Source organism: Candidatus Nitrospira salsa (assembly GCF_965152625.1).
Window position 1 is genome coordinate 93,162 of record NZ_CBCUCO010000002.1, and the last position, 20,082, is coordinate 113,243.

Consider the following 20,082-nt stretch of genomic DNA (forward strand, 5'->3'; position numbering starts at 1 on the left):
TTGAGAGAACTTACGTTTAATTCTTTCTATGACTTTCTTCTTTTCTTCATCTGTTTTAATGAAGCTTAAAAGTTGGGGCTGTCGTAGATTAGTTATAACCTGCACCACCGTTTCAGGGTGATAAATTGTTGGTGGTGGGACCCATAATTAAATCTGAATTCTGATTCTTTTAGGAACCAGTAGAAGTGCTTGGCCGGAATGCCATTATATTTGCGTAACACACGTTTGGCTTGGTTCCAGAAATTCTCAATCCCATTGATATGATTGCGTCCCTCTGCAAACACGGCAGAATGATTAATCCGGTAATGCTTAAATTCGGAGATATCTAAGGCATTGTACGAACGATAGCTATCGGTGTACACAATGCTATCAGGCTGGATTTTACGGCGGATAATCGGCATCAGTGTGTCGGTACGCGTGTTAGCAATAATCTGAGTATAGACCTTCCCACCTCGTTTTAGGATGCCAAACACCGGAACTTTTCCTGCCGCCCCTCGTCCACGCTTGCCTTTCCGAACTCCACCAAAATAGCTTTCATCCAACTCAATCTCTCCCGAGACCTCTGAGGCGGCGGCCTCGAGTTTCTCCGCAATGAGCACTCGAACTTTTCGATAAAACAACGTCGTCGTATTCGCCTGAAGCGCCAGAAGGTCTGCGGCCGCACGAGCCGTGACTTCCAACACAAAAAACTCAAGAAGCTTTCTTTGCGTTTTCTTCGTTAATTTGCAACGCTTTACGCTCATACGCCATCATAGATAGTCTTCGTTATCTACGACAGCCCCTAAAAGTTTGCTAAGGATAGCGGCGCAAATCGAATAAGTTCTTGGATTGCGGCAAGCGATATCAACAACAATAGCAACCAACGGCATCGGCTGCTCAATCGATGTTCTCTGTTTTTCAATTCGCTTGTGGTACTTGCCCAATGCAATCACTACACTTCCAGCATTTGGAAAGTGCATTGCGTGGTCATGAATAATTAGCAAATGTTTCTGAAGGTTCCTTATTGAGTTCTTCCTACAAATCCAGGCCAATTTGTCGCTCTTAATCGAAGCACGAACCACATTGCTACTGACTTTTGTTTTTGATGGACTCAACTTCAAGCCAAGATTAATGAGGGTCTCCGTAAGAAGCTTTACAATCTTCTCTCCAACTTGCGGATTGTTGGTAAAGATACGATAGTCATCGCGGTATCGTAGAATGAAGTAATCATCAATGGATTGCTGTTTGATTTTTTCTGAAAGCTTTAGGTCGGCATAGCCAAGAACTTCCTCTGCGAAAAAGTCCATCAACGCCGAACCTTGAGGAATACCGTTGGTTTGTCCATGACACATGTCTTGAATGTGGGAATCAATCACATTCCCTATCAAGTCGTTGTTCTTTTTCTTTTCTTTCGCTTTCTTCTTTGTATGAAGCGCCCAGGCGATAGAATGCGTATAAATAGAGCCGTAGCAATCCGTGATATCCGTTTCCAGAAGATACTCATAGTCCAACGATAGCTCAATCGATTTTTGCTCAACCTCTTGCCACCAATGCGATACCTGTTCAGCCTTATCTTTTTCATCTGACAGAGAAGTAACTGGCAAGCTAAGACAGCGAATCTTGTCGTTAATAGAAAACTCCTTGAAGCGATCACAAATAAGCTTCCAGTTATTTTTTTCTGTAATTCGATGTGCAAGAGAAACATACAAGGCAGGGTGGATGAGCTGGAACGGCCGCCAGGCATACTTACCATCTTTGTTATTAAAGATGGTGTAATTAATATCCTCACGGTCTCTGGCGTTGTTCTTCTCTATCAAGTCGGATAGCTTCTTGCCACTCAAAACCTTATTGACATCAGTTATAAGGTTATCAAAGACAAGATATGGTGGCAGATCAAGACTGCAATAACTTTCCGCTTTCAAGAAAAACCTGCAAGCATCAGCATGAGAGCGTTCAAGTACTGACACTCTTGATTGTTGATGAGTATTATTCGTAGCCTTTTGCTCACTCATTTCATAGCCCTCGACAGTTTTTTCGTGCTCTTCGTGCATTCTTTCGTGATTTCATTGCATTGAATCCAACAACATATGCGATAAATCCCATTTGGCCTCAACCACAGCAAGGGGTTTCCCATTTTTCCCAAGTAGGACGTAATCGCTGAACTGGTGTCCCTCATACCGTGTACGTGGCTCGGCAACCCTTTCTAAGGGCAACGTCAGAATGTCGAACTCTTCAACCACTTGCGTAGGATCTTTGACATTCCAGCCTGATCCTTCCAGCTGTTTGTCAATGAGTTCTGCGCGGGTTTGCGCCTCAGAATTTGCCATACTGGATAAACCTCAATTTAGGGCTCCAGAGGTTTCGGAAGAAACTCCTCTCAACTTTGACAGCATCGTTTTGTCATCCTCAGTAATGTCAATAAACGTCGAATTGTGCTGATTTTCTATTTGTGGACTCTGACATGAATGGCTCAAAGATAAGGGTTAGTGCTTGGAGTAGCATAATACAACTTCCCATTCTAATTATTTGATTTTTTCTTGTCTTTGCTAGATGCAGAAGTTCTGACTGTGATTTCAGGCGCCATGCTACTAAACACTTACTGAAAAGTACATATATGTTAATGTTGAAATTTTGTTGGTGGGTTGGATGTTGTGGTGAAGATTTTGTGGGGTGGTTTGATCCTGGCAAAATGGCGAAAGCCTTTGAAGATGGCGTCAAACGCATGTGTCATGACAGTATTTACCACGTCGTTAAAACGTAATTGAGTTACCACATAATAAAAAAAACTGGGCAGAGGGATTCAGCCCCAGAAAGAGGAGAGGTTACATCAATTGTGTAAGCATTTTCGGGTTATGACTCTAGTTAAATGCCAAAAACCGGTCACATCCGGTGATGATGTTTGAGAGGACAACGAGTCCGCAGAAGGTGACTTCTTTGGGGTAGCCTTCGGTCGAGACGTTGTGCTGTTGACAGCCGTAGGCACAGACAAAGAATTTGGCTCCTGATGAAGCGAGTTTGAGTAGGGGAGGGTTTTGAAGATTTTTGACACCTTCATCGATTAAATACAGGTACACATCCACTCCGGCGCTGAGGGCTTCTTCTCCGAGTCGAGTGACGGTGTGGGCGTTCTCGTTTTCCGGTGGAGTCGAGAGGAGAATGCCGAGTTTCTTCCCTTTCAAAGAAAGCTCTGCTGGAAGCTCAAGTGCCATAGGTGTCGTGTGGGTTTACAGTGAAAGAAATGGTTGATCGGTGAATCTACGTGGAACCAGTGGGGCTGTCAAGCGCCGGAAACTTGGCCCTTTGCTTGACGATGTTTTTAGGCCACTTCTATAATGTTGATGTTCTTACGAAAATCTATCGTTGTTCAATGGCTTGATCGTATCGCAAGCGGTCTTTTTCCTGATGGCACAAGGGTGTTATGGCTGAATTGACTCATTTTAATGAAGCTGGACGTGCACGCATGGTCGATGTGACGAACAAGACCTCAACCGAACGGATTGCCACAGCTCAAGGGAAAGTGTTGGTCTTACCTGAAACACTCAAGAAAATTCAAGAAGGTCAGATTGCCAAAGGCGATGTGTTGGCTGTAGCGCAAGTTGCCGGAGTCATGGCCGCCAAGCGCACGCCAGACTTGATCCCCATGTGTCATCCGCTGCTCCTGACGAATGTGGATATTGACTTTAAAGAGGACCCACAGCCTGATGTGTCTGGTCGTTGCTCGATTGCCATTTTTGCGACGGTGAAAACGACTGGCGGAACGGGAGTGGAGATGGAAGCCATGACGGCGGTGTCTGTGGCAGCCTTGACCATTTATGATATGTGTAAGGCTATTGATAAGGGGATGAGTTTTGGCGACGTCTGCCTGCTTTCGAAATCAGGGGGAAAGTCCGGAATGTATACGCGCTCAAGTTAATTTAATGATACGAACATACTTGTCGAAACTTTATGCTTTCTATTAAACTTTTCGGGATGGTGAAAACATTAGCCCAACAACAAAAAGAGTTATCGATTGAATTTGCTGATGGCCTGACAGTTAAGGATCTTATTGAGATTTTGCAAGCTAAGTATCCGGAGATTGGAGACTTAGTTTCAAAGAAGAAGGTCTTGATTTCGGTCAATCATGAAATTTCTCATCCAGATACTGTGATTTCTACGGCGGATGAAGTGGCCTTGTTGCCTCCATTTGCCGGTGGTTCCTAGTGAGTGAATTTTAACGGAGGATGCCCCCTATGGCTGTTAGAACTGAAGAAACGATGCTGGTTCGAGTGCAGGCTGAGGACTTTTCCGTCGATCAAGAAATCGATCGCGTGCGCGCACGATCAACTCGTATTGGCGGGATTTCGACGTTCTTGGGAACCGCGCGTGACCGCTCCAAAGGTCGCGATGTCAGTCTTCTGACTTTTGAACATTACGAAGGCATGGCGCAAAAAACTCTTCGCGAAATTCGAGAACGCGCGTTACATGATTTTGATGTCATTGAAGTGTTGATCCTTCATCGATATGGTGCCATGAATATTGGCGATAATATTGTCTTGATTGTTGTCGGGGCCGAGCATCGTGCCGATGCTTTTAAGGCGTGTGAATGGTGTATTGATGAATTGAAGAAAATTACGCCTATTTGGAAATTGGAAGAGACGCCGGAAGGCGAAGTCTGGGTTGAAGAACACCCATGATCACATCGAATCAACTAGGCGAATCTCCACGTTTGGCTGTCGACACATTGGGACGTCCACTTCGAGCGTTACGTGTCTCAGTGACGGATCGGTGCAACCTTCGTTGTCAGTATTGTATGCCGGAAGAAGAATATGTCTGGCTGCCACGGGAAACCTTGTTGACGTTTGAAGAAATCGTCAGGCTGACCAACATCTTTACCTCTCTGGGCGTCGATAAAGTTCGTATCACGGGTGGAGAACCGCTACTCAGAAAAGATCTTCCCGCATTAATTTCTTTGCTTCGTCAAAATTCTAAAATTAAAGACATTGCGGTGACTACGAATGGCATTCTGCTGAAGGAGCAAGCTCAATCACTCTATGAGGCTGGGCTGCACCGGGTTACTGTGAGTCTTGATACGTTAAAGGCTGACCGGTTTAAAGCGCTGACGAAACGCAATACGTTTTCGCAGGTTCTTGATGGAATCGATACGGTCAGGGCAATCGGATTTCAAGACTTAAAGCTTGACACGGTGGCGATGCAGGGAATTAATGATGACGAGTTGATCGACCTCATTGAATTTGGGAAAGACGTTGATGGAGAAGTTCGATTTATCGAATACATGGATGTTGGTGGTGCGACTGATTGGTCTGCTGATAAGGTCTTATCCTGTGAGAGTATTTTACAGATATTAAGCCAACATTACGGACTTATTGAACCAATCATTGAAGATTCCTGGGCTCCAGCTAAGCGATTTCGACTGTCTGATGGAACCCGATTTGGAATCATCGCCTCAACGACGCTTCCATTTTGTTCGACCTGTGATCGTAGCCGTCTGACGGCAGATGGTCTGTGGTATTTATGCCTTTATGCCAAGACGGGTATTGACTTGAGGCAGCCGTTACGTGATGGCGCAACAGAAAAGGAATTGAGGGCATTGCTTGAGTCAACCTGGCAAGCTCGAGCTGATCGCGGCGCGGAAGAACGTAAAGAGCTTGAGCGCGTCGATACTCGAGGGCGGTTTGTTGAAATTGAGCGCCTTCGACAAGATCCTCATCTGGAAATGCATGCGCGTGGTGGTTGATAAGTCGCCTATGATTGGGCCTTTACTCTCCTCATATATCTTCCTGCCTTTCTATACGATTGTTCTTGTGTGAACAACCTACACGTTCTCTTCTTTTTGTCTAATCGGGAAATATGAATAACGCGAAAATCTAGAGCGATAAATCATGGCGACTGATGCTTCACGTCATGTATTCCTTTACCGCTCTCAGAATCTAATTTTTTTGTTATGGATATCTTTCTTGCTGGGACATTGGTCCTATGATAAGGTGCAGACTGCCGGTTATGGCCATTTCAAATAATTTCCGTTGTTTGAAGCGAATAATCGCGCGAAGTTAATTGATATGCCTCAGCTGGAACGTATTTGGATTTGCTATAACTATTCAACGAGTACAATTCGTGGTTGCTCTGGGATCATTGGTGGCATGTTCCGCGAGAGACACGACAGACGGTTAAGCATATCTGAACCATCGGGATCCATCACACCATTCTAACTATAGAGCCTTGAGTAAGAAGGAGTCGTCATGGGATGGTTTAAACGCCAAAAATCGACGGACGATAACGAAAAGTCATCAAAAGTAGTTGAGGGGATGTGGCTCAAATGCAACTTGTGTCGGGCAATTATCTATGCAAAAGAAGTTGATCGAAATCTGAAGGTGTGTCCGAAATGTGATTATCATTTCCCGTTATCGGTGGAAGAGCGCATTGAGCTTCTGATCGATCAAGAGTCTCTCGAAGAATGGGACGAGGATTTGGTTCCTGAAGACCCTCTCGAATTTGTTGATACCGTTTCATATTCAGATCGGCTCTTTGCCGCGCAACAGAAAACCGGGAAAAAAGAAGCCATTGTTGTCGGTAAATGTGCCATTGGCGGGCATAGTCTCGGTATAGGAATCTTTAATTTCCGATTTATGGGTGGAAGTATGGGGTCGGTCGTCGGTGAAAAAATTTGCCGTGGGATTGATCGTTCGTTACAAGCACGAATGCCGTTTCTGTTGATTACGACATCCGGTGGCGCTCGCATGCAGGAGGGGGCACTTTCCCTGATGCAGATGGCCAAAACAGCGTCGGCTCTTGCTCGATTTCATGAGGCTCGCCTCCCATTTTTTGTTCTGCTCACAGATCCGACATTTGGCGGTGTAACGGCAAGTGTGGCGATGTTAGGAGATATTATTTTAGCCGAACCTAAGGCGTTAATTGGATTTGCCGGACCTCGGGTGATTGAGCAAACGATTAAACAGCGGTTGCCAGAGGGATTTCAACGTGCGGAGTTTCTCCTTGAGCATGGTATGATTGATCGGATTGTCCCTCGGAAAAATCTCAAGACTGAAATGCAGATGTTATTACATCACATGATGGTGTAAGAAACGACCCTCATGTGATCAGGTGTGGGTTGGCCATCTTCTTATCTGAACGCGTCATCATACGATGCTCGCGGTATTTCAACGATAGCCTTTTTCAACGATAGCCTTTTTCAACGATAGCTATTTTGTGACGTGTCATGGACTATAAAGATACGACGGAGTTTCTTTATAGTTTGTATCGGCATGGGATTAAGCTTGGTCTTGAGTCGATTGGATCAGCATTACACGCCTTAGGAAATCCTCAGCATCGCTACAAGACTCTACACGTTGGTGGAACAAATGGTAAAGGTTCGACTGCGGCGATTCTGGCCAAAATTCTTCAGGTCGCAGGGTATAGAGTCGGTCTCTATACTTCACCTCACCTGGTTGATTTTCGAGAACGTATTCGGGTCAATGAACAGTTGATCTCGGAAAATCAAGTGGTTGCCCTCACTCAACAGGTTCAATCAACAATTCCCATTGCCCTCACATTTTTTGAATTTACGACAGCTATCGCCTTTCAGTACTTTGCTGATGAAGCGGTCGATATTGCCGTTGTCGAAGTGGGAATGGGTGGACGGTTTGATGCGACCAATGTCCTCACTCCTCTGGGTGTTGTGATTACTTCTATCTCCTATGATCACGAATCCTACCTCGGTTTGACACTCTCTGAAATTGCTTTTGAAAAAGCGGGTATTATTAAACCCGACACCCCAGTTATTTTGGGCGACATGCCTGTAGAAGCCGAGACTGTGATTCGAGAGGTGGCGTCTTCTCGTCAGGCGCCGTGTTATGGGTTAGGAACGGAGTTTCACGTTTTCCATGAACCTAGTGAAAGGTTTCGCTATGAAGGAATCGAGACACACTTTTCTCACCTTTATTGTTCTCTCCTCGGGAATCATCAAATGAACAATGCCGGTTGTGCCATAGCATTATTGGAACATGTGAGTAGGAGGGGATTAAATATTCAGGAGGCAATGATACGAATGGCGCTTTCGCAGGTGGTGTGGCCGGGAAGATTGGAGATACTGGAAGATCATCCACGTCTGATTATTGATGGGGCTCACAATCCTGCAGCAGGTAAGGTTTTGGTTGATGCCCTGGTACCGATGCTTCATAAAGATGACGCTCGACTGATTGTTGTATTGGCCATGATGCGGGATAAAGATTGTGCCAAATTTTTGAAATTGGTGTGTCCGTTTGTCGATCACTTGATTCTGACTGAAATGTCCATGACGAGGGCAGCGACAGTGCATGAACTAAGGCAGCATGTACCAGAGGGACATTTTACGTTGAACGAAACCCCTCAACTGGCCGAGGCTTTGAAGTTCGCGAAACAATTGGCGAAATCTTCTGATGTGATTTGCGTGACCGGTTCGTTGTTCCTGGTTGGTGAAGTGAGACATCTCCTCAAAACTAGTCAGTCGTCCTCATCGACATGAGTATTCTTGTGAGCTGTAGATTGAGGTATTTTCGACATTGGTTTTCAGTGATGGCGGTGTTGGTCAGTCTTTTCTTTTCCGTACAGGTGAGAGCACAAGATACAAGTCCAGAGTCCGCGCAGCAGTCCTCCTCTGCGTCTTCTCCTGTCGAGCTTACCGCTGACAAGCTTGACTATAATCAGGCAACAGAAGTCTATGACGCCGAGGGATCGGTCGTCGTCATTCAAGGTCCCATTCGTCTCACTGCAGATCATGTCACGCTCCATAAACTTTCTGGAGATTTATTCGCCGAGGGGCACGTGTATCTGCGCGATCGGAATACGGATGTGTGGTCTGAGCAGTTAGACTTGAATCTCAACACCGAAGCCGGGGTTATTACCGATGGAGATGTCTTTATGCGAGAGAAAAATTCCTTCATCACCGGGCAACGACTTCGTAGATTTTCAGAAACACACTATCGCGCTCAAGATGGATCGTTTACCAACTGTGATGCAAAAGACGGAGAGGTGCCCGCATGGCGGTTTACGTTTCAGGATATGGACTTCGATTGGGATGACAGTCTTTATGGAAAAGGTGTCTGGTTTAACATTAATGATGTTCCGATTATCCCCCTTCCCACTTTTCGTTACCCTCTAGGAAGTAACCGAAAAACTGGATTATTGATTCCATCAGTCGGAGTCGACAATGTGTTTGGATTTCGCTACCAACAAAGTTTTTTTTGGGCGATCAACCCTAGTCAGGATGTGACCGTGTCTCCGCTCATTCTCAGCAAACGTGGAGGAGGAAGTGATTTTGAATACCGGTATATTCTTAATCAGCGGTCTCAAGGTAGCTGGTTGGTCAGTACCTTATACGATACTCAGCAAAGTCGGGGGCGTGCCGATATCAATGGTGTTCATATCCAGGAAGTGAATCCAGACCTTTCTGTGAAATTGTTGGTCAATTATTCTACAGATCGTTCGTTCTTGCAGGATTTGAGTAGTGCTGGAACTCTTCGGGCGTTGCCCAGCCAAGAATCGCTCTTGAATATTAATCAACGATTGGATCATGGAAGCTTGTATCTCCTTGGGCAATATCTTCAACCATTAGAAACTGGTGGGAGCATGACATTTCAACGCTTTCCCCAGATTGGACATATATTCCCAAGTTATTCGGTGTTTGGGAGTCCGCTCGCCGTAGGAATGGATTCCACGTTTGTCCACTTTTTTAGAGAAGAAGGCTTTCAAGTTAGTCGTATGGATTTTTTGCCAGGTGCGTCGCTGAATGGTCTTCATCTTGGAAATGTGTTGGGTATTAAGCCGCAAGTGAAATTTCGAGAAGTAGCCTATACACGAGGGCAGACGTCAAAAAAGGTACAAAGTCGAGAAACCTTTTGGGCGGCGCTGGAGGCGTACACACATTTGTCCAAACGCTTTAGGCTTGATGAGCAGACACGACTTCGTCATTCAATTGAACCGCGCGTTATCTACGAGTTTGTTCCTCCAACCGATCAGTCTGAACTTGTGCTGATTGATGCAACGGATGATCTTATCAAAAAAAGTCTGGTAACGTATTCGTTGAATTCGCGATTAAGTGAACAGAGTATGACTGGTGGATCTGGCACATGGCTTGATTTGCTAGTTGCGCAAAGTTATCACGTTGGCGATCCACCACCTCTTGCTAAGCGGTTTTCTGATATTTGGGGACGTGCCACGTTCAATAGACCTGTGAGTTTTACGCAAGTGTTCTCAGATTTCCAAGTTGCAGTTGATGCATTTTACGACCCAAATCGTTCAAATTTCAGTCAATGGAATACCGATTTTCGACTACAAGCCAATCAATCTTGGTACGTTGAAGTTGGTCAGCGATTTACGCGTGCTGGCGCACGAGTGAGACGGGGTGATATTTGGAATTCTATTTCGTTCAATGAGGTCTTGGTTCCTCAACCAAAAATATCATTTTTGACTGCAGGAGGTGCAGTTCGGTTACCGATGGGACTGTCCGTTGGGGCGAAAGTGTATCGTGATATTCGAACAAATCAGAACTCTGAACTTGATATCGTCGGACTCTATCAAAACCCTTGTCGGTGTTTTTCCTTCGGATTGTATTACATTGAATTTCCGGATCGAACACAGTTTAATTTTCTATTTAGTCTCACCGGTTTATGGACTGGGGCAGGAATCGGACAGGAGTTAATGAGCACAATTTTGGGGCCATTGTTCATTGGTGACGACAGGGGTGTTCCATGGTCCTCTCGTCGTTAAACAGCATGATTAATCCTGAGGTGAGATATGATGTTGTGACAAGCAATGTTCTGCAACAGATTGCCATAGGTGTGATCGTCAATTTGGGTTTCTTAATGGTTTACCCTTTTTCAACTGTTTGGTCTCAAGAGCGTATCACTGACCAAGTCGCAGTCACCGTAAATAAGGGGCGAGTATTGGGCATTCACCGTGGAGAAGGTATTGCTCGTATTCCATTGGCTGCAGGGGAAGATATCGTCGATATTCAAGCGAAAGGTGTGACGGGTTTTGTGCAAACGTCACTTCGACTGCTTGGGTATTCCGGCACGATGCAACGTTGGAGCCCACTAGAATTAGAAGTGTCTGAACAGGTTGTGAAGTCGTACGTCACTCCACGATTGATTCTGGTTGTCGGTGAACAACGAATTTATGGTTTTCAGGGAGAAATTGGTCGATGGAAGGTTCAGGAGCTTCGTCCTCGGGAAACGCTTCAACAAGTCATCGTGAGGGATCATGTTGCTGTACTGGTTACTGCAAATCAAGCCTTGGGATTTTCTGCATTTACCGGCGGATTTTTCTCTAAAGACCTGCCTCATTCCCAAGATATTATTACAAGCCATGCGAACGATAATATTATCATCCTGACTTTCAATGATAGGCAATTACTCTTCAGGTCAGGTCTTGCTATTTGGGCAGAACTACGATGAGCTAATAGGAAGTCAACATGCGAGAGGGAAACCATATAAAGGAATCAGCCGACTATTTATTAGTCTGACACATTTCATATTTCAAAAGTCTCGAACTGGAAGGAGTTAGTTGGAGGAGAGGGTGTTATTCGTGAGGCCTGCCTGGGTAAGTCCTGGGTAATCAACTCCGATAGGGTTGGTCGAGCAATGGGCTCCCCACCATTCAACAACTTCATGCAAAAATGGATCTTCTGGACCAGTAGCGAAGAGATGCCCATAGAGATACCCTGTTTTCGTATCAAACAATATGAAAATGGGCATTGAGGTTTTTTCTGGCACCATGGTCTCCTTCGTCAAATCAGGAATGAATCGCATACCCTGTTTTTCCTGAGGTCTATCAATCCTTTCGGTCGGTCTTGTTTACTTCTTGAGTTCTCTGAGCACTCAGTTCATCAAATATATATGGAATCATGAAGAGTGTAAGTTTCTCCTTGTTTTCCTGAATCAGAGAGGTGAGCTTGGTGATTCGACGGTCAGAGTGCCTTGAATTGTCTGGGAATTCTTGCTGGCGACTTGACCTTTGTTGCATAAATAATGTTAGCTATCTTGCTATTAGTGTTGTTTTGATTAAGAATTTAGAGAGTTGCTGTGAAAAGAATCGAAATTAGGAGGGTTTATGGGCTCCTCTGACACACACGCGGCCACGCAAAATCTTTCGCATGCACAGATCTTGCTCGTTGAAGACGAAAAAGATGTTCGAGAAGCCCTGAGTGCGCAACTTCAGGATGAAGGCCATCATGTGGTCGAAGCTGAGTCGGGAACCGAGGCGTTCTCTCTGTTGCAACAATCGCCGTTCGATATTCTTCTCACTGATGTGATGGTCCCCGGCATTAATGGCATTGAACTTGTTGAACAGATTGCAGATCTGCCATCGCAACCGGTCACGATTGTCATGACAGGCTTTGGATCTGTGGAGATGGCAGTGAAGGCTATCAAAGCTGGAGCCTTTGATTTTTTGCAGAAACCCTTTTCCGTTGAAGTGCTCAGCGCGACGATCGAAAGTGCGCTACGCGTTCAATCTTTACGAAATGAAAATGTCGAGTTACGTCGAACAGTTAAAGGCCAATTTGGATTAGGGAATCTCATTAGTTCGAGCGAGGTGATGAAGGAAGTATTTCGACTCATTGAATGTGTCGCAGATGCTGAAAGTACAGTATTAATTCTCGGAGAAAGTGGGACTGGAAAGGAGTTGATTGCCCAAACAACACACTTCCATAGTAATCGCAGAAAAGGGTGTTTGATCCCAGTCAATTGTGGAGCGATTCCGGAAGCATTGCTTGAAAGTGAATTGTTTGGTCATGAAAAAGGGGCTTTCACTGGGGCGGTAGCCACGAGGGTTGGACGATTTGAATTGGCAGCTGGTGGGACCATTTTTCTTGATGAAATCGGGGATTTAAGCCCACCATTGCAGGTAAAAATACTCCGTGTGTTACAAGAAAAAACTTTTGAGCGTGTGGGGGGCACTCGAACGTACAAGGCCGATGCCAGGGTGATTGCTGCAACCAATCAAGATTTGGAAGAGTTGGTTGCGAACAAACAATTTCGAGAAGATCTCTACTATCGACTCAATGTGGTCCCAATCGTAGTTCCGCCTTTACGACATCGTTCAGAAGATATTCCGTTGTTGATTGAGCATTTCATGAATATATTTAATGAGAGACGATCGTCAAAATTAACGGGAATTTCTCCAGAGGCGATGACATTGCTTTGTAGCTATCAATGGCCTGGAAATGTTCGAGAACTGGGAAATATCATTGAACGGATGGCCATTTTGAAACGCGATGGGCAAATTGATCTGGCTGACCTCCCTGAGAAAATTCGATCTCCGCATGCCGTGTCAGCAGCCAATGTCTCTGCCGCTATTCCAGTTGGCGGGATCAATCTCTCAGGTACAGTTGAAGAATTCGAAAATCGCTTGATTATTGAAGCACTTGAACGAACGAATTGGGTCAAAAGTAAAGCGGCTCAATTACTCCATATCAATCGTACGACCTTGATTGAAAAACTTAAAAAGAAATCCTTAGCCGAAATTGTAGCGAATCGAACCGGACAAGAGACGAAGTCCGTCACTTCCTTTTAATCTACTTGATATTTTCCAGCCCTTCGACTTCTGCCTTTTTCTCTCATATTTCCATTCCCTAAAAAGACGATGTTTTGACCTTACCGTCAAGCATTTGACGAAAAAGTCATCGTCGTTCCTCATTGGTCATTTCATATATTTGTCCGTGTTTCCAATATGTTGACTCGCATAATGAGCTTGAGTGTTCATAAGTAATACTCTCGGTCTAGTTTTTGCTATTCACCTTCATACTAAGAATTATCAAGGGTCATCGTCTGTGTATTGGATCTATATTGTTGCGAGTCTTCTTATGTCGCCGATGTTGAGTTATGCCTCATCTTGTTCGGAATTCGAGTGGCACTATCCTTCTGAAATGGCCGAGCCAGAGATGTTTCGAAGAGCTCAGCAGTCGATGGTCGATGGAGAACTGGTGGTTGCAAGAGAATTGTTTTTGAAATTTTTACAGGAACAACCGGAAGGCGTATTTGCTGAAGGGGCCCAATACGCAGTGGCATCCTTACCAAATCCTGAAGATGTTCCGGATGCCAAAGTCCTAGCGATGATTAAACGTTTATTTGCACAACGGAAGGAACATCCTCAGAGTCCCTATGCGCCATGGGCACTGTGTCGTGTGGGTGAACTTTTTGATCAAATGGGATGGGCTCTTGAGTCCAACGGGGTCTTCGAAGAATTTTTGAGCACCTATCCCGACCATCCGCTGGCCGGTGGGGTGTTATTGAACGCAGGAATAAATTTTTTAGAAGAAAAGAAGTATATCGAAGCCTCTCTCGTTTTTCGGCGGTTGGTTCAGGAGCCAAAGTGGACTCAGTACCATCTGGAAGGCGCTCTGGGATTAGCCGATGCGACAGCCTTTTCGCATGCTTGGGATCAAGCCTATTATTGGTATCAAGTCGTTGATGTTGAACAGCCTCAATTGATTCGGTCATCTGCGGCTTCCGCTTATCATTATGGATTGAGTATCGCTCAGGTGGGAAACCCTGGGCAGGCGATGAAGTGGTATCTCACGACCTATAATCTTCATCCAGAGAAAATTGAAGCCGGGTTTGCATTAAATAACATTGCTCAGTATTTGCTGGAACGCGATCATGAAATGGCGGCACTTTGGTTTTTTCAAGAAGCCTCGCTTCGCTATCCACAACGTGAACCTGGACGTCGCGGACACGCAGCCTTGACGCGATGGGTTTTTTCGTATTTAGGTTCCGACCATTCTCAAGAAGCATGGAAAACTCTCTACGATCGTTTGAATGCGCTAGAGATCTATTTGTCGGTGTCGTGGGATGGAGTCGTTGAGTCTTCCAGGGAGTTGGCGCAAGCCCCTGAAGCTGATGTGGCAGATGAAGCGCAATTCTGGCTAGCGAAGGGATATCAAGAAATTGGAGATGAGGGGGGGGGCTTGGCGGCCTATAGACAATTGCTGCTGTTTGGTCAGACTGAACCTTGGAAAACGAATGCTCAAAATATTCTCACTCTCAAGGTATCGCAAACCTTCCAATCCCATTATCAACAACAGCAATGGGTGGAACTCATTCGATATTATGAGCAGCAACAATTGCTCGTACGTTCTCTCCCCCAAAACCTTGAGTGGATGCGAATGTTGGCAGAGGCCTACCGTCAGATTGGTCTTTCAAAAGAGGCGTTGAAGTGGTACGACAACATGTTGAAGGAAAATCCTACTAAAAAAATCAAAGAACAAATTCTTTCGACACAAGTCATCCTGGCACATGAACTTGGTGAGATTGATCGGATTCGTCAGGCAGCAAAGGCCTATATCCAGGCCTATCCCAAAGGTCAGTTCAGGGACGATATTTTCTTGACTCTTGGACGCGTGGATGTCTCTGAACAAAAATTCACGAAGGCCATTACGCAATTTACGCAAGTGATAGAGCGTGGCGCAGACAATCAGAAGCAACAGATGGCTCGTATTGAACGGGCTCATACATACGAGGCTTTGGGAAAATTCGGTCTAGCCATTGAAGACTATCGCTATGTGCTGGAGCATCATCCTACTTCAATTGGTGCGCAATTATCTTTGGCTGATCTCTTGTATGAGCAGAAACGCTATGCAGAAGCTGAGAATTTGTATCAAGCGATTGGAGAGTCGGAAGCAGTGGTTGAAGTCAAAACGTGGGCGCAGTTTCGCTTGGCATTGTGTTTCCAAGAAACAGGAAAGCAGGCTGCGGCAACCCCACTCTTAGACCGTCTTCGACAACCTGGTCAAAATGATGCGGAATTAGAATCCACGATACGAGCTGCGGCGTCTGCCGTACTGGATGAATATCATCGAACCAGTAACGCCTCGTAAGCGACGACTCATTATGAATCATTCTTCGATGGAAACGATACAAGATTATTTTAAAGATGCTCACCAGAGTGTCCTTGATCGAGTGCAACACCTCGATCTCGAATTACAAGCCGTGTCTATTGGGCTGAAAAATAAGTTTGCAGAAACACAAAGACTTCGTGAGCAAATGAATCGGTTTTTCGAGTACCTTCCGATTTCGGCGATACTCATGAATCACGACCGAACTATTCAGCAAGTGAATCGAGCCGCCAGAGCAATTCCGGGACTTGGAGAAATTATGGTGAAAGGACGGTCTCTCGATAAGGCTTGGCGACAATTAGGATGGCCCTCAGTTCCATGTATGCACGTGGCTCATCATGGACGCACCTTGAACTGTTGGGAGGAAGTCCTGGGACAGCCAGGAACCGTGCCTTGTTTGATCGTGCGATTTATTTGTGAAGATCAGACGGCACCTGTTTCGACTCAGATTGCGAAAGACGAACGTATGCGAGTAATGGGAGAACATGTGGCCAAAGTTTCACATGATCTTCGAAACTCATTGGCGAGTATTGAGTTATTTGCTTCATTAGTTGAGCGACGTATGTGTAACGACGCTGAACACCAACGAGTCGGTCATCATCTTGTTCAATCAATCCGAACTCTTGAGCAGTTTGTGGATGATTTGTTGGCGACAGCAAAAACACGTGAAGCCAGAATTGACAAAGTCCAGGTTCATACCCTGTTTGATCAAGTCGAACTTCTCCTGACCCAGCCTTCTCAAGATCGGCAAGTGACGATAAGAAGGCGAGTGGCTGTTGATGCCGAAATGATTGAAGGCGATCATGTGCTACTTCAGCAAGCCTGTCTCAATATTTTACATAACGCAATTTCGGCATCACCTCAGGGTGCGGATATCGATATTGAATGTCGGAGGGTGAGGCGAACACCGTCCAATGGTCAATTACAAGAGGAAAGCCATGATGTCCACATCTGTGTTCGTGACTATGGCTGTGGGATCAACGCGGATGAGCTTCCCTACGTGTGCCAACCCTTTTATTCAAAACAGAATCATGGAACAGGACTTGGACTCTCCATTGTCAAAGATGTGATGGATGCACATCATGGAACGATTGATGTACGAAGCCGGGAACAGCAAGGGACTACCGTGTCCTTATGCTTTCCACAACAGAGGAGACCTGCATGACCCAAACGGAATGGTATGACAAGCAACCCATTTTAGTGGTGGAAGATGATGTCCATTTACAAACGGCGTTATCTCAAACCTTAGGCGGACATGGGTATTCAGTTTCGGTCGTGAATGACAGCCGCGAAGGCCTGGAATGGCTTCAACGGAATGGGGCCAGCCTGATAGTGGCTGATGTAAATTTGCCAGGGAAAAGCGGTATCGACATGTTACGCGATATCAGGTTGTCTGGAAATCAAGTGCCGGTCGTGATGATGTCTGCTTTTGGTTCAGTCGAAACAGCAGTGGAAGCTCTCAAGTTAGGAGCGACCGAGTTTCTTCAAAAACCATTTCGGGCTGAAAAATTGGAGGAAATTGTTTCGCGGATTAAAAGTAATGTACGAGAACATGTATCCGGTAGTTCGTCCGAAGCTGGTCACGATGCCGAGTCGGTTGGATTTCTCACTCGGAACGAGCGTGTCCTGCAGACATTAAAGACATTAGAGACCGTTGCCGCGAGTCAAGCCACGATCCTTATTCAAGGCGAGAGCGGGACAGGAAAGGAAGTTTTGGCTCGCTATGTTCATCGAAACAGTCCACGAGCCAATCAGCCCTTTGTCGCGGTCAATTGCGCAGCACTTCCGGAAGGTCTCCTTGAAAGTGAGTTGTTTGGGTATGAAAAGGGCGCGTTTACCGGCGCGTTGGCTCGTCGGTGCGGAAAGTTTGAACTGGCTCATCAAGGCACACTTTTATTGGATGAGATTGGCGAAATGACCTTAGGCCTTCAAGCAAAATTATTACGTGTTTTGCAAGAACGTGAAGTCGATCGCTTGGGGTCCCGTACACCGATTTCTGTTGACGTACGTGTGATTGCCACGACCAATCGAAATTTGATGCAAGAAGTGCAGGCTGGGCGATTTCGAGAAGATGTGTACTATCGTCTGAGCGTGATGCCGGTGACCATTCCGTCACTGCGCGAACGTCCAGAGGATATCGAAGTGTTAGTCGAACATTTTGCTCAACAGTCTTGTCAACGCAATGGTCGTCCGAGCACCAGTATTACGGAAGAAGCCATGAGTTACTTAAAGACCCGTCGATGGCGTGGAAACGTTCGTGAACTTGAAAATGTGATTGAACGGGCCGTGTTGTTGTCGGATTCCGGTCCATTACGGATGGAACATGTCACATTTGAAGAACCGACATTGAGCACCCCAGCTCCGTCGTCACAACCGACAGGCTCGATTTGGGAAATGGAACGCGACCTCATTTTTCGAGTCTTAGATCGACATGGCGGAAACCGAACACATGCCGCACGGACATTAGGGATTAGTATTCGTACCTTACGAAATAAATTACGTGAGTATCGGCAGTTAAATGGGGGAGAGAGCCTTGAACTGTAGCGACGGTCGGTTGTCGTGATGAAACTCGTTGAGAATATACTCAAGAGTGAAGGGTCGGGGTTGAGTGAGCGACCCGGCAAATACTACCTCATAGGAAAAAATGTCACAATGATTTTTTTACTCTGTCTCTTATTGATGTCATATATCGAGAAGGAAGATGCCCATTAATTGTCCTCAGTCGTCAATACGGTCATTTTTCTGACAATGTCGACCTATGGGTAACGTTGGCATCAGGGTTGCTGAAGATAGGACAATGTGAGGTGGTGACGCAACACATGCGGGGGGGGCGTTGTTATTTAATGAGTATGGAGGGGGACCATGGTGAATTCTATCTGGGATAGTGGGTCAGTATTGTATGAACGGGCGCTTAATGTACGAAGTGCCATTCATGAAACTATTGCCTCCAATTTAGCTAATGAAGAAACACCAGGATATAAAAACCGTATTCTCCCCTTTCATGAAACGCTTGCATCACTGCAACGAGGAGAAGCACCATTTGACACCAGGCGTACACATCCACGCCACCTTTCAATTTCGACTCCAGGAAATCAGGTATTTCAACATGTGAATGTTGTGAACTCTGGTGGTGGTCTGGATGGTAATACCGTCAATTTGGAAGAAGAAATGACTCAGATGGCTGAAAATACCATGATGTATATGGCAGTGAGTCAATTTTTGAAAGGTCGGTTTGATGGATGGCGTTCGGCGATTGGTGAGGGCCGAAATGGTTAAGGCCGGTGCGATTTCAGTGAGACGTGAAGCACACGCGAAAGCGACGTGGTTTCCAAGGTTATCTTGTATGTAGGAGGTTCTCGTATGAATGTCGATCGTTTGTTTAATGTGGTCGGGTCGGCGCTGAACTCTCAGCGTCAGCGACTCAATATTATCGCAGGGAATCTTGCGAATGCCGAATCCACGCGATCACCCAATGGTGGTCCCTATGTACGAAGGGATGTCGTGTTTCGGGCTGAATCACCGTCTTCTCCATTTATGTCGGTTTTCTCTCAGGCTTTTGGACGTTCAGCCGAACCTAGTGGCGTGCATATTGAAAAAGTGGTGTTGGATGAACGCCCTTTTCGCAAAGTCTATGACCCTCAACATCCTGATGCTGATAACAAGGGGTATCTTGAGCTACCGAATGTGAATGTCATTGAAGAAATGACCAATATGTTGTCGGCCTCTCGTGCGTATGAGGCGAATTTAGCCGTGTTGGAGACCGGAAAATCAATGACCATGCGAGCATTAGAAATGGGACGATAATGTTCCCCTGTATTGAAGGATGCCCCTAATGGAAGATTTTTCAATTCGTGGGTTTGATCCGATTCTTGAGTCGATCGCGAAAGATGCGCTTCGAGGACCGACTCAAGCAAATGGTGCAAGTTTCGGCGAATTGCTGAAAAGTGCGGTCGAGTCGGTGAACCAACTGCAGCATCAATCGGACAGACTTGAGGGTGCCGTTGCCAGGGGAGAGGATGTCGCGATTCATGACGCGATTATTGCTGGCGAAAAAGCTGGGTTGTCGTTTCGGCTCATGATGACCATGCGGAATAAGCTGCTGGAAGCTTATCAAGAAGTACTCAGAATGCAAGTGTGAGTTCTGTCACGTGTATGAGAGACATTGATGCACCTAAAGAGTGTGAAATGAAGTGAGCAACATTAAACGTTACAGAGGTATATACGATGCTGCACCCTTC

Annotated in this window: 20 protein-coding genes and 1 pseudogene; 16 read left to right on the forward strand and 5 right to left on the reverse strand. The window is 45.7% G+C overall.

All coding sequences use genetic code 11. The features are described from left to right. Positions 1-92: 92 nt before the first annotated feature. From ACWQXP_RS02295 to ACWQXP_RS02305, 3 genes and pseudogenes are all read right to left on the reverse strand, one after another. A complete protein-coding gene (locus ACWQXP_RS02295) occupies positions 93-743 on the reverse strand; it encodes an IS1595 family transposase (RefSeq protein WP_454061220.1) in 651 nt (216 codons plus the stop codon). Between the two features lie 6 nt (positions 744-749). Next, a complete protein-coding gene (locus tag ACWQXP_RS02300) occupies positions 750-2,030 on the reverse strand; it encodes an RNA-directed DNA polymerase (protein ID WP_454061221.1) in 1,281 nt (426 codons plus the stop codon). A gap of 51 nt (positions 2,031-2,081) precedes the next feature. Beyond that, a pseudogene (locus ACWQXP_RS02305) lies at positions 2,082-2,306 on the reverse strand (hypothetical protein); the annotation flags it as partial. A gap of 287 nt (positions 2,307-2,593) precedes the next feature. Here ACWQXP_RS02305 and ACWQXP_RS02310 point away from each other — a divergent pair. Further along, positions 2,594-2,740 carry a hypothetical protein gene (locus tag ACWQXP_RS02310; protein WP_454061222.1) on the forward strand — a complete coding sequence of 49 codons (147 nt, stop codon included), beginning with the start codon at positions 2,594-2,596 and terminating at the stop codon, positions 2,738-2,740. Positions 2,741-2,837: 97 nt separating this feature from the next. Here ACWQXP_RS02310 and ACWQXP_RS02315 read toward each other — a convergent pair whose 3' ends face one another. Then, positions 2,838-3,188 (reverse strand): DsrE family protein, encoded by a 351-nt coding sequence (locus ACWQXP_RS02315; protein WP_454061223.1) that lies wholly within the window; start codon positions 3,186-3,188, stop codon positions 2,838-2,840. 209 nt (positions 3,189-3,397) lie between these two features. Here ACWQXP_RS02315 and moaC point away from each other — a divergent pair, with 209 nt between their 5' ends. The 8 genes from moaC to ACWQXP_RS02355 all read left to right on the forward strand — a co-directional run bounded on the left by moaC (position 3,398) and on the right by ACWQXP_RS02355 (position 11,405). After that, positions 3,398-3,892 (forward strand): cyclic pyranopterin monophosphate synthase MoaC, encoded by a 495-nt coding sequence (gene moaC, locus ACWQXP_RS02320; RefSeq protein ID WP_454061224.1) that lies wholly within the window; start codon positions 3,398-3,400, stop codon positions 3,890-3,892. 32 nt (positions 3,893-3,924) lie between these two features. Continuing rightward, a complete protein-coding gene (locus tag ACWQXP_RS02325) occupies positions 3,925-4,179 on the forward strand; it encodes a MoaD/ThiS family protein (protein WP_454061225.1) in 255 nt (84 codons plus the stop codon). A gap of 29 nt (positions 4,180-4,208) precedes the next feature. Continuing rightward, complete coding sequence (locus ACWQXP_RS02330) at positions 4,209-4,652, forward strand: molybdenum cofactor biosynthesis protein MoaE (RefSeq protein ID WP_454061226.1); 444 nt, start codon at positions 4,209-4,211, stop codon at positions 4,650-4,652. Next, a complete protein-coding gene (gene moaA / locus ACWQXP_RS02335) occupies positions 4,649-5,713 on the forward strand; it encodes a GTP 3',8-cyclase MoaA (protein WP_454061227.1) in 1,065 nt (354 codons plus the stop codon). The genes ACWQXP_RS02330 and moaA overlap by 4 nt, the downstream gene beginning before the upstream one ends. Before the next feature lie 502 nt (positions 5,714-6,215). Further along, the gene (accD, locus tag ACWQXP_RS02340; RefSeq protein ID WP_454061228.1) at positions 6,216-7,055 is read left to right on the forward strand and encodes an acetyl-CoA carboxylase, carboxyltransferase subunit beta; all 840 of its coding nucleotides are present in this window, start codon (positions 6,216-6,218) and stop codon (positions 7,053-7,055) included. 137 nt (positions 7,056-7,192) lie between these two features. Further along, the gene (locus ACWQXP_RS02345; protein WP_454061229.1) at positions 7,193-8,476 is read left to right on the forward strand and encodes a bifunctional folylpolyglutamate synthase/dihydrofolate synthase; all 1,284 of its coding nucleotides are present in this window, start codon (positions 7,193-7,195) and stop codon (positions 8,474-8,476) included. Between the two features lie 8 nt (positions 8,477-8,484). Further along, positions 8,485-10,719 (forward strand): LPS-assembly protein LptD, encoded by a 2,235-nt coding sequence (locus ACWQXP_RS02350; RefSeq protein WP_454061230.1) that lies wholly within the window; start codon positions 8,485-8,487, stop codon positions 10,717-10,719. Beyond that, positions 10,701-11,405 carry a hypothetical protein gene (locus ACWQXP_RS02355; protein ID WP_454061231.1) on the forward strand — a complete coding sequence of 235 codons (705 nt, stop codon included), beginning with the start codon at positions 10,701-10,703 and terminating at the stop codon, positions 11,403-11,405. The genes ACWQXP_RS02350 and ACWQXP_RS02355 overlap by 19 nt, the downstream gene beginning before the upstream one ends. Positions 11,406-11,510: 105 nt before the next feature. On the opposite strand, the gene ACWQXP_RS02360 is transcribed toward ACWQXP_RS02355, so the two are convergent. Beyond that, positions 11,511-11,759: a hypothetical protein gene (locus ACWQXP_RS02360; RefSeq protein ID WP_454061232.1), complete on the reverse strand. Its 249-nt coding sequence runs from the start codon at positions 11,757-11,759 to the stop codon at positions 11,511-11,513. A gap of 301 nt (positions 11,760-12,060) precedes the next feature. On the opposite strand from ACWQXP_RS02360, the gene ACWQXP_RS02365 reads away from it, so the two are divergent. From ACWQXP_RS02365 to fliE, 7 genes are all read left to right on the forward strand, one after another. Then, positions 12,061-13,524, forward strand: coding sequence for a sigma-54-dependent transcriptional regulator (locus ACWQXP_RS02365; protein ID WP_454061233.1), 1,464 nt, complete (start codon positions 12,061-12,063; stop codon positions 13,522-13,524). Positions 13,525-13,780: 256 nt separating this feature from the next. Next, positions 13,781-15,826 (forward strand): tetratricopeptide repeat protein, encoded by a 2,046-nt coding sequence (locus ACWQXP_RS02370; RefSeq protein WP_454061234.1) that lies wholly within the window; start codon positions 13,781-13,783, stop codon positions 15,824-15,826. Between the two features lie 13 nt (positions 15,827-15,839). Beyond that, a complete protein-coding gene (locus tag ACWQXP_RS02375; protein WP_454061235.1) occupies positions 15,840-17,009 on the forward strand; it encodes a sensor histidine kinase in 1,170 nt (389 codons plus the stop codon). Next, positions 17,006-18,388 (forward strand): sigma-54-dependent transcriptional regulator, encoded by a 1,383-nt coding sequence (locus ACWQXP_RS02380; protein WP_454061236.1) that lies wholly within the window; start codon positions 17,006-17,008, stop codon positions 18,386-18,388. The genes ACWQXP_RS02375 and ACWQXP_RS02380 overlap by 4 nt, the downstream gene beginning before the upstream one ends. Before the next feature lie 318 nt (positions 18,389-18,706). Continuing rightward, on the forward strand, positions 18,707-19,120 hold the full coding sequence (gene flgB, locus ACWQXP_RS02385) for a flagellar basal body rod protein FlgB (RefSeq protein WP_454061237.1): 414 nt from the start codon (positions 18,707-18,709) through the stop codon (positions 19,118-19,120). A gap of 84 nt (positions 19,121-19,204) precedes the next feature. Beyond that, positions 19,205-19,648 carry a flagellar basal body rod protein FlgC gene (gene flgC / locus ACWQXP_RS02390; RefSeq protein WP_454061238.1) on the forward strand — a complete coding sequence of 148 codons (444 nt, stop codon included), beginning with the start codon at positions 19,205-19,207 and terminating at the stop codon, positions 19,646-19,648. 28 nt (positions 19,649-19,676) lie between these two features. Then, the gene (gene fliE, locus ACWQXP_RS02395) at positions 19,677-19,982 is read left to right on the forward strand and encodes a flagellar hook-basal body complex protein FliE (protein ID WP_454061239.1); all 306 of its coding nucleotides are present in this window, start codon (positions 19,677-19,679) and stop codon (positions 19,980-19,982) included. Positions 19,983-20,082: the final 100 nt, after the last annotated feature.

Excerpts from the sequence above, each read along its gene's own strand:
- ACWQXP_RS02295 (WP_454061220.1), bottom strand. The coding sequence starts at position 743 with ATGAGCGTAAAGCGTTGCAAATTAACGAAGAAAACGCAAAGAAAGCTT.
- ACWQXP_RS02300 (WP_454061221.1), bottom strand. The coding sequence starts at position 2,030 with ATGCACGAAGAGCACGAAAAAACTGTCGAGGGCTATGAAATGAGTGAG.
- ACWQXP_RS02310 (WP_454061222.1), top strand. The coding sequence starts at position 2,594 with ATGTTAATGTTGAAATTTTGTTGGTGGGTTGGATGTTGTGGTGAAGAT.
- ACWQXP_RS02315 (WP_454061223.1), bottom strand. The coding sequence starts at position 3,188 with ATGGCACTTGAGCTTCCAGCAGAGCTTTCTTTGAAAGGGAAGAAACTC.
- moaC (WP_454061224.1), top strand. The coding sequence starts at position 3,398 with ATGGCTGAATTGACTCATTTTAATGAAGCTGGACGTGCACGCATGGTC.
- ACWQXP_RS02325 (WP_454061225.1), top strand. The coding sequence starts at position 3,925 with ATGCTTTCTATTAAACTTTTCGGGATGGTGAAAACATTAGCCCAACAA.
- ACWQXP_RS02330 (WP_454061226.1), top strand. The coding sequence starts at position 4,209 with ATGGCTGTTAGAACTGAAGAAACGATGCTGGTTCGAGTGCAGGCTGAG.
- moaA (WP_454061227.1), top strand. The coding sequence starts at position 4,649 with ATGATCACATCGAATCAACTAGGCGAATCTCCACGTTTGGCTGTCGAC.
- accD (WP_454061228.1), top strand. The coding sequence starts at position 6,216 with ATGGGATGGTTTAAACGCCAAAAATCGACGGACGATAACGAAAAGTCA.
- ACWQXP_RS02345 (WP_454061229.1), top strand. The coding sequence starts at position 7,193 with ATGGACTATAAAGATACGACGGAGTTTCTTTATAGTTTGTATCGGCAT.
- ACWQXP_RS02355 (WP_454061231.1), top strand. The coding sequence starts at position 10,701 with ATGGTCCTCTCGTCGTTAAACAGCATGATTAATCCTGAGGTGAGATAT.
- ACWQXP_RS02360 (WP_454061232.1), bottom strand. The coding sequence starts at position 11,759 with ATGCGATTCATTCCTGATTTGACGAAGGAGACCATGGTGCCAGAAAAA.
- ACWQXP_RS02365 (WP_454061233.1), top strand. The coding sequence starts at position 12,061 with ATGGGCTCCTCTGACACACACGCGGCCACGCAAAATCTTTCGCATGCA.
- ACWQXP_RS02375 (WP_454061235.1), top strand. The coding sequence starts at position 15,840 with ATGAATCATTCTTCGATGGAAACGATACAAGATTATTTTAAAGATGCT.
- ACWQXP_RS02380 (WP_454061236.1), top strand. The coding sequence starts at position 17,006 with ATGACCCAAACGGAATGGTATGACAAGCAACCCATTTTAGTGGTGGAA.
- flgB (WP_454061237.1), top strand. The coding sequence starts at position 18,707 with ATGGTGAATTCTATCTGGGATAGTGGGTCAGTATTGTATGAACGGGCG.
- flgC (WP_454061238.1), top strand. The coding sequence starts at position 19,205 with ATGAATGTCGATCGTTTGTTTAATGTGGTCGGGTCGGCGCTGAACTCT.
- fliE (WP_454061239.1), top strand. The coding sequence starts at position 19,677 with ATGGAAGATTTTTCAATTCGTGGGTTTGATCCGATTCTTGAGTCGATC.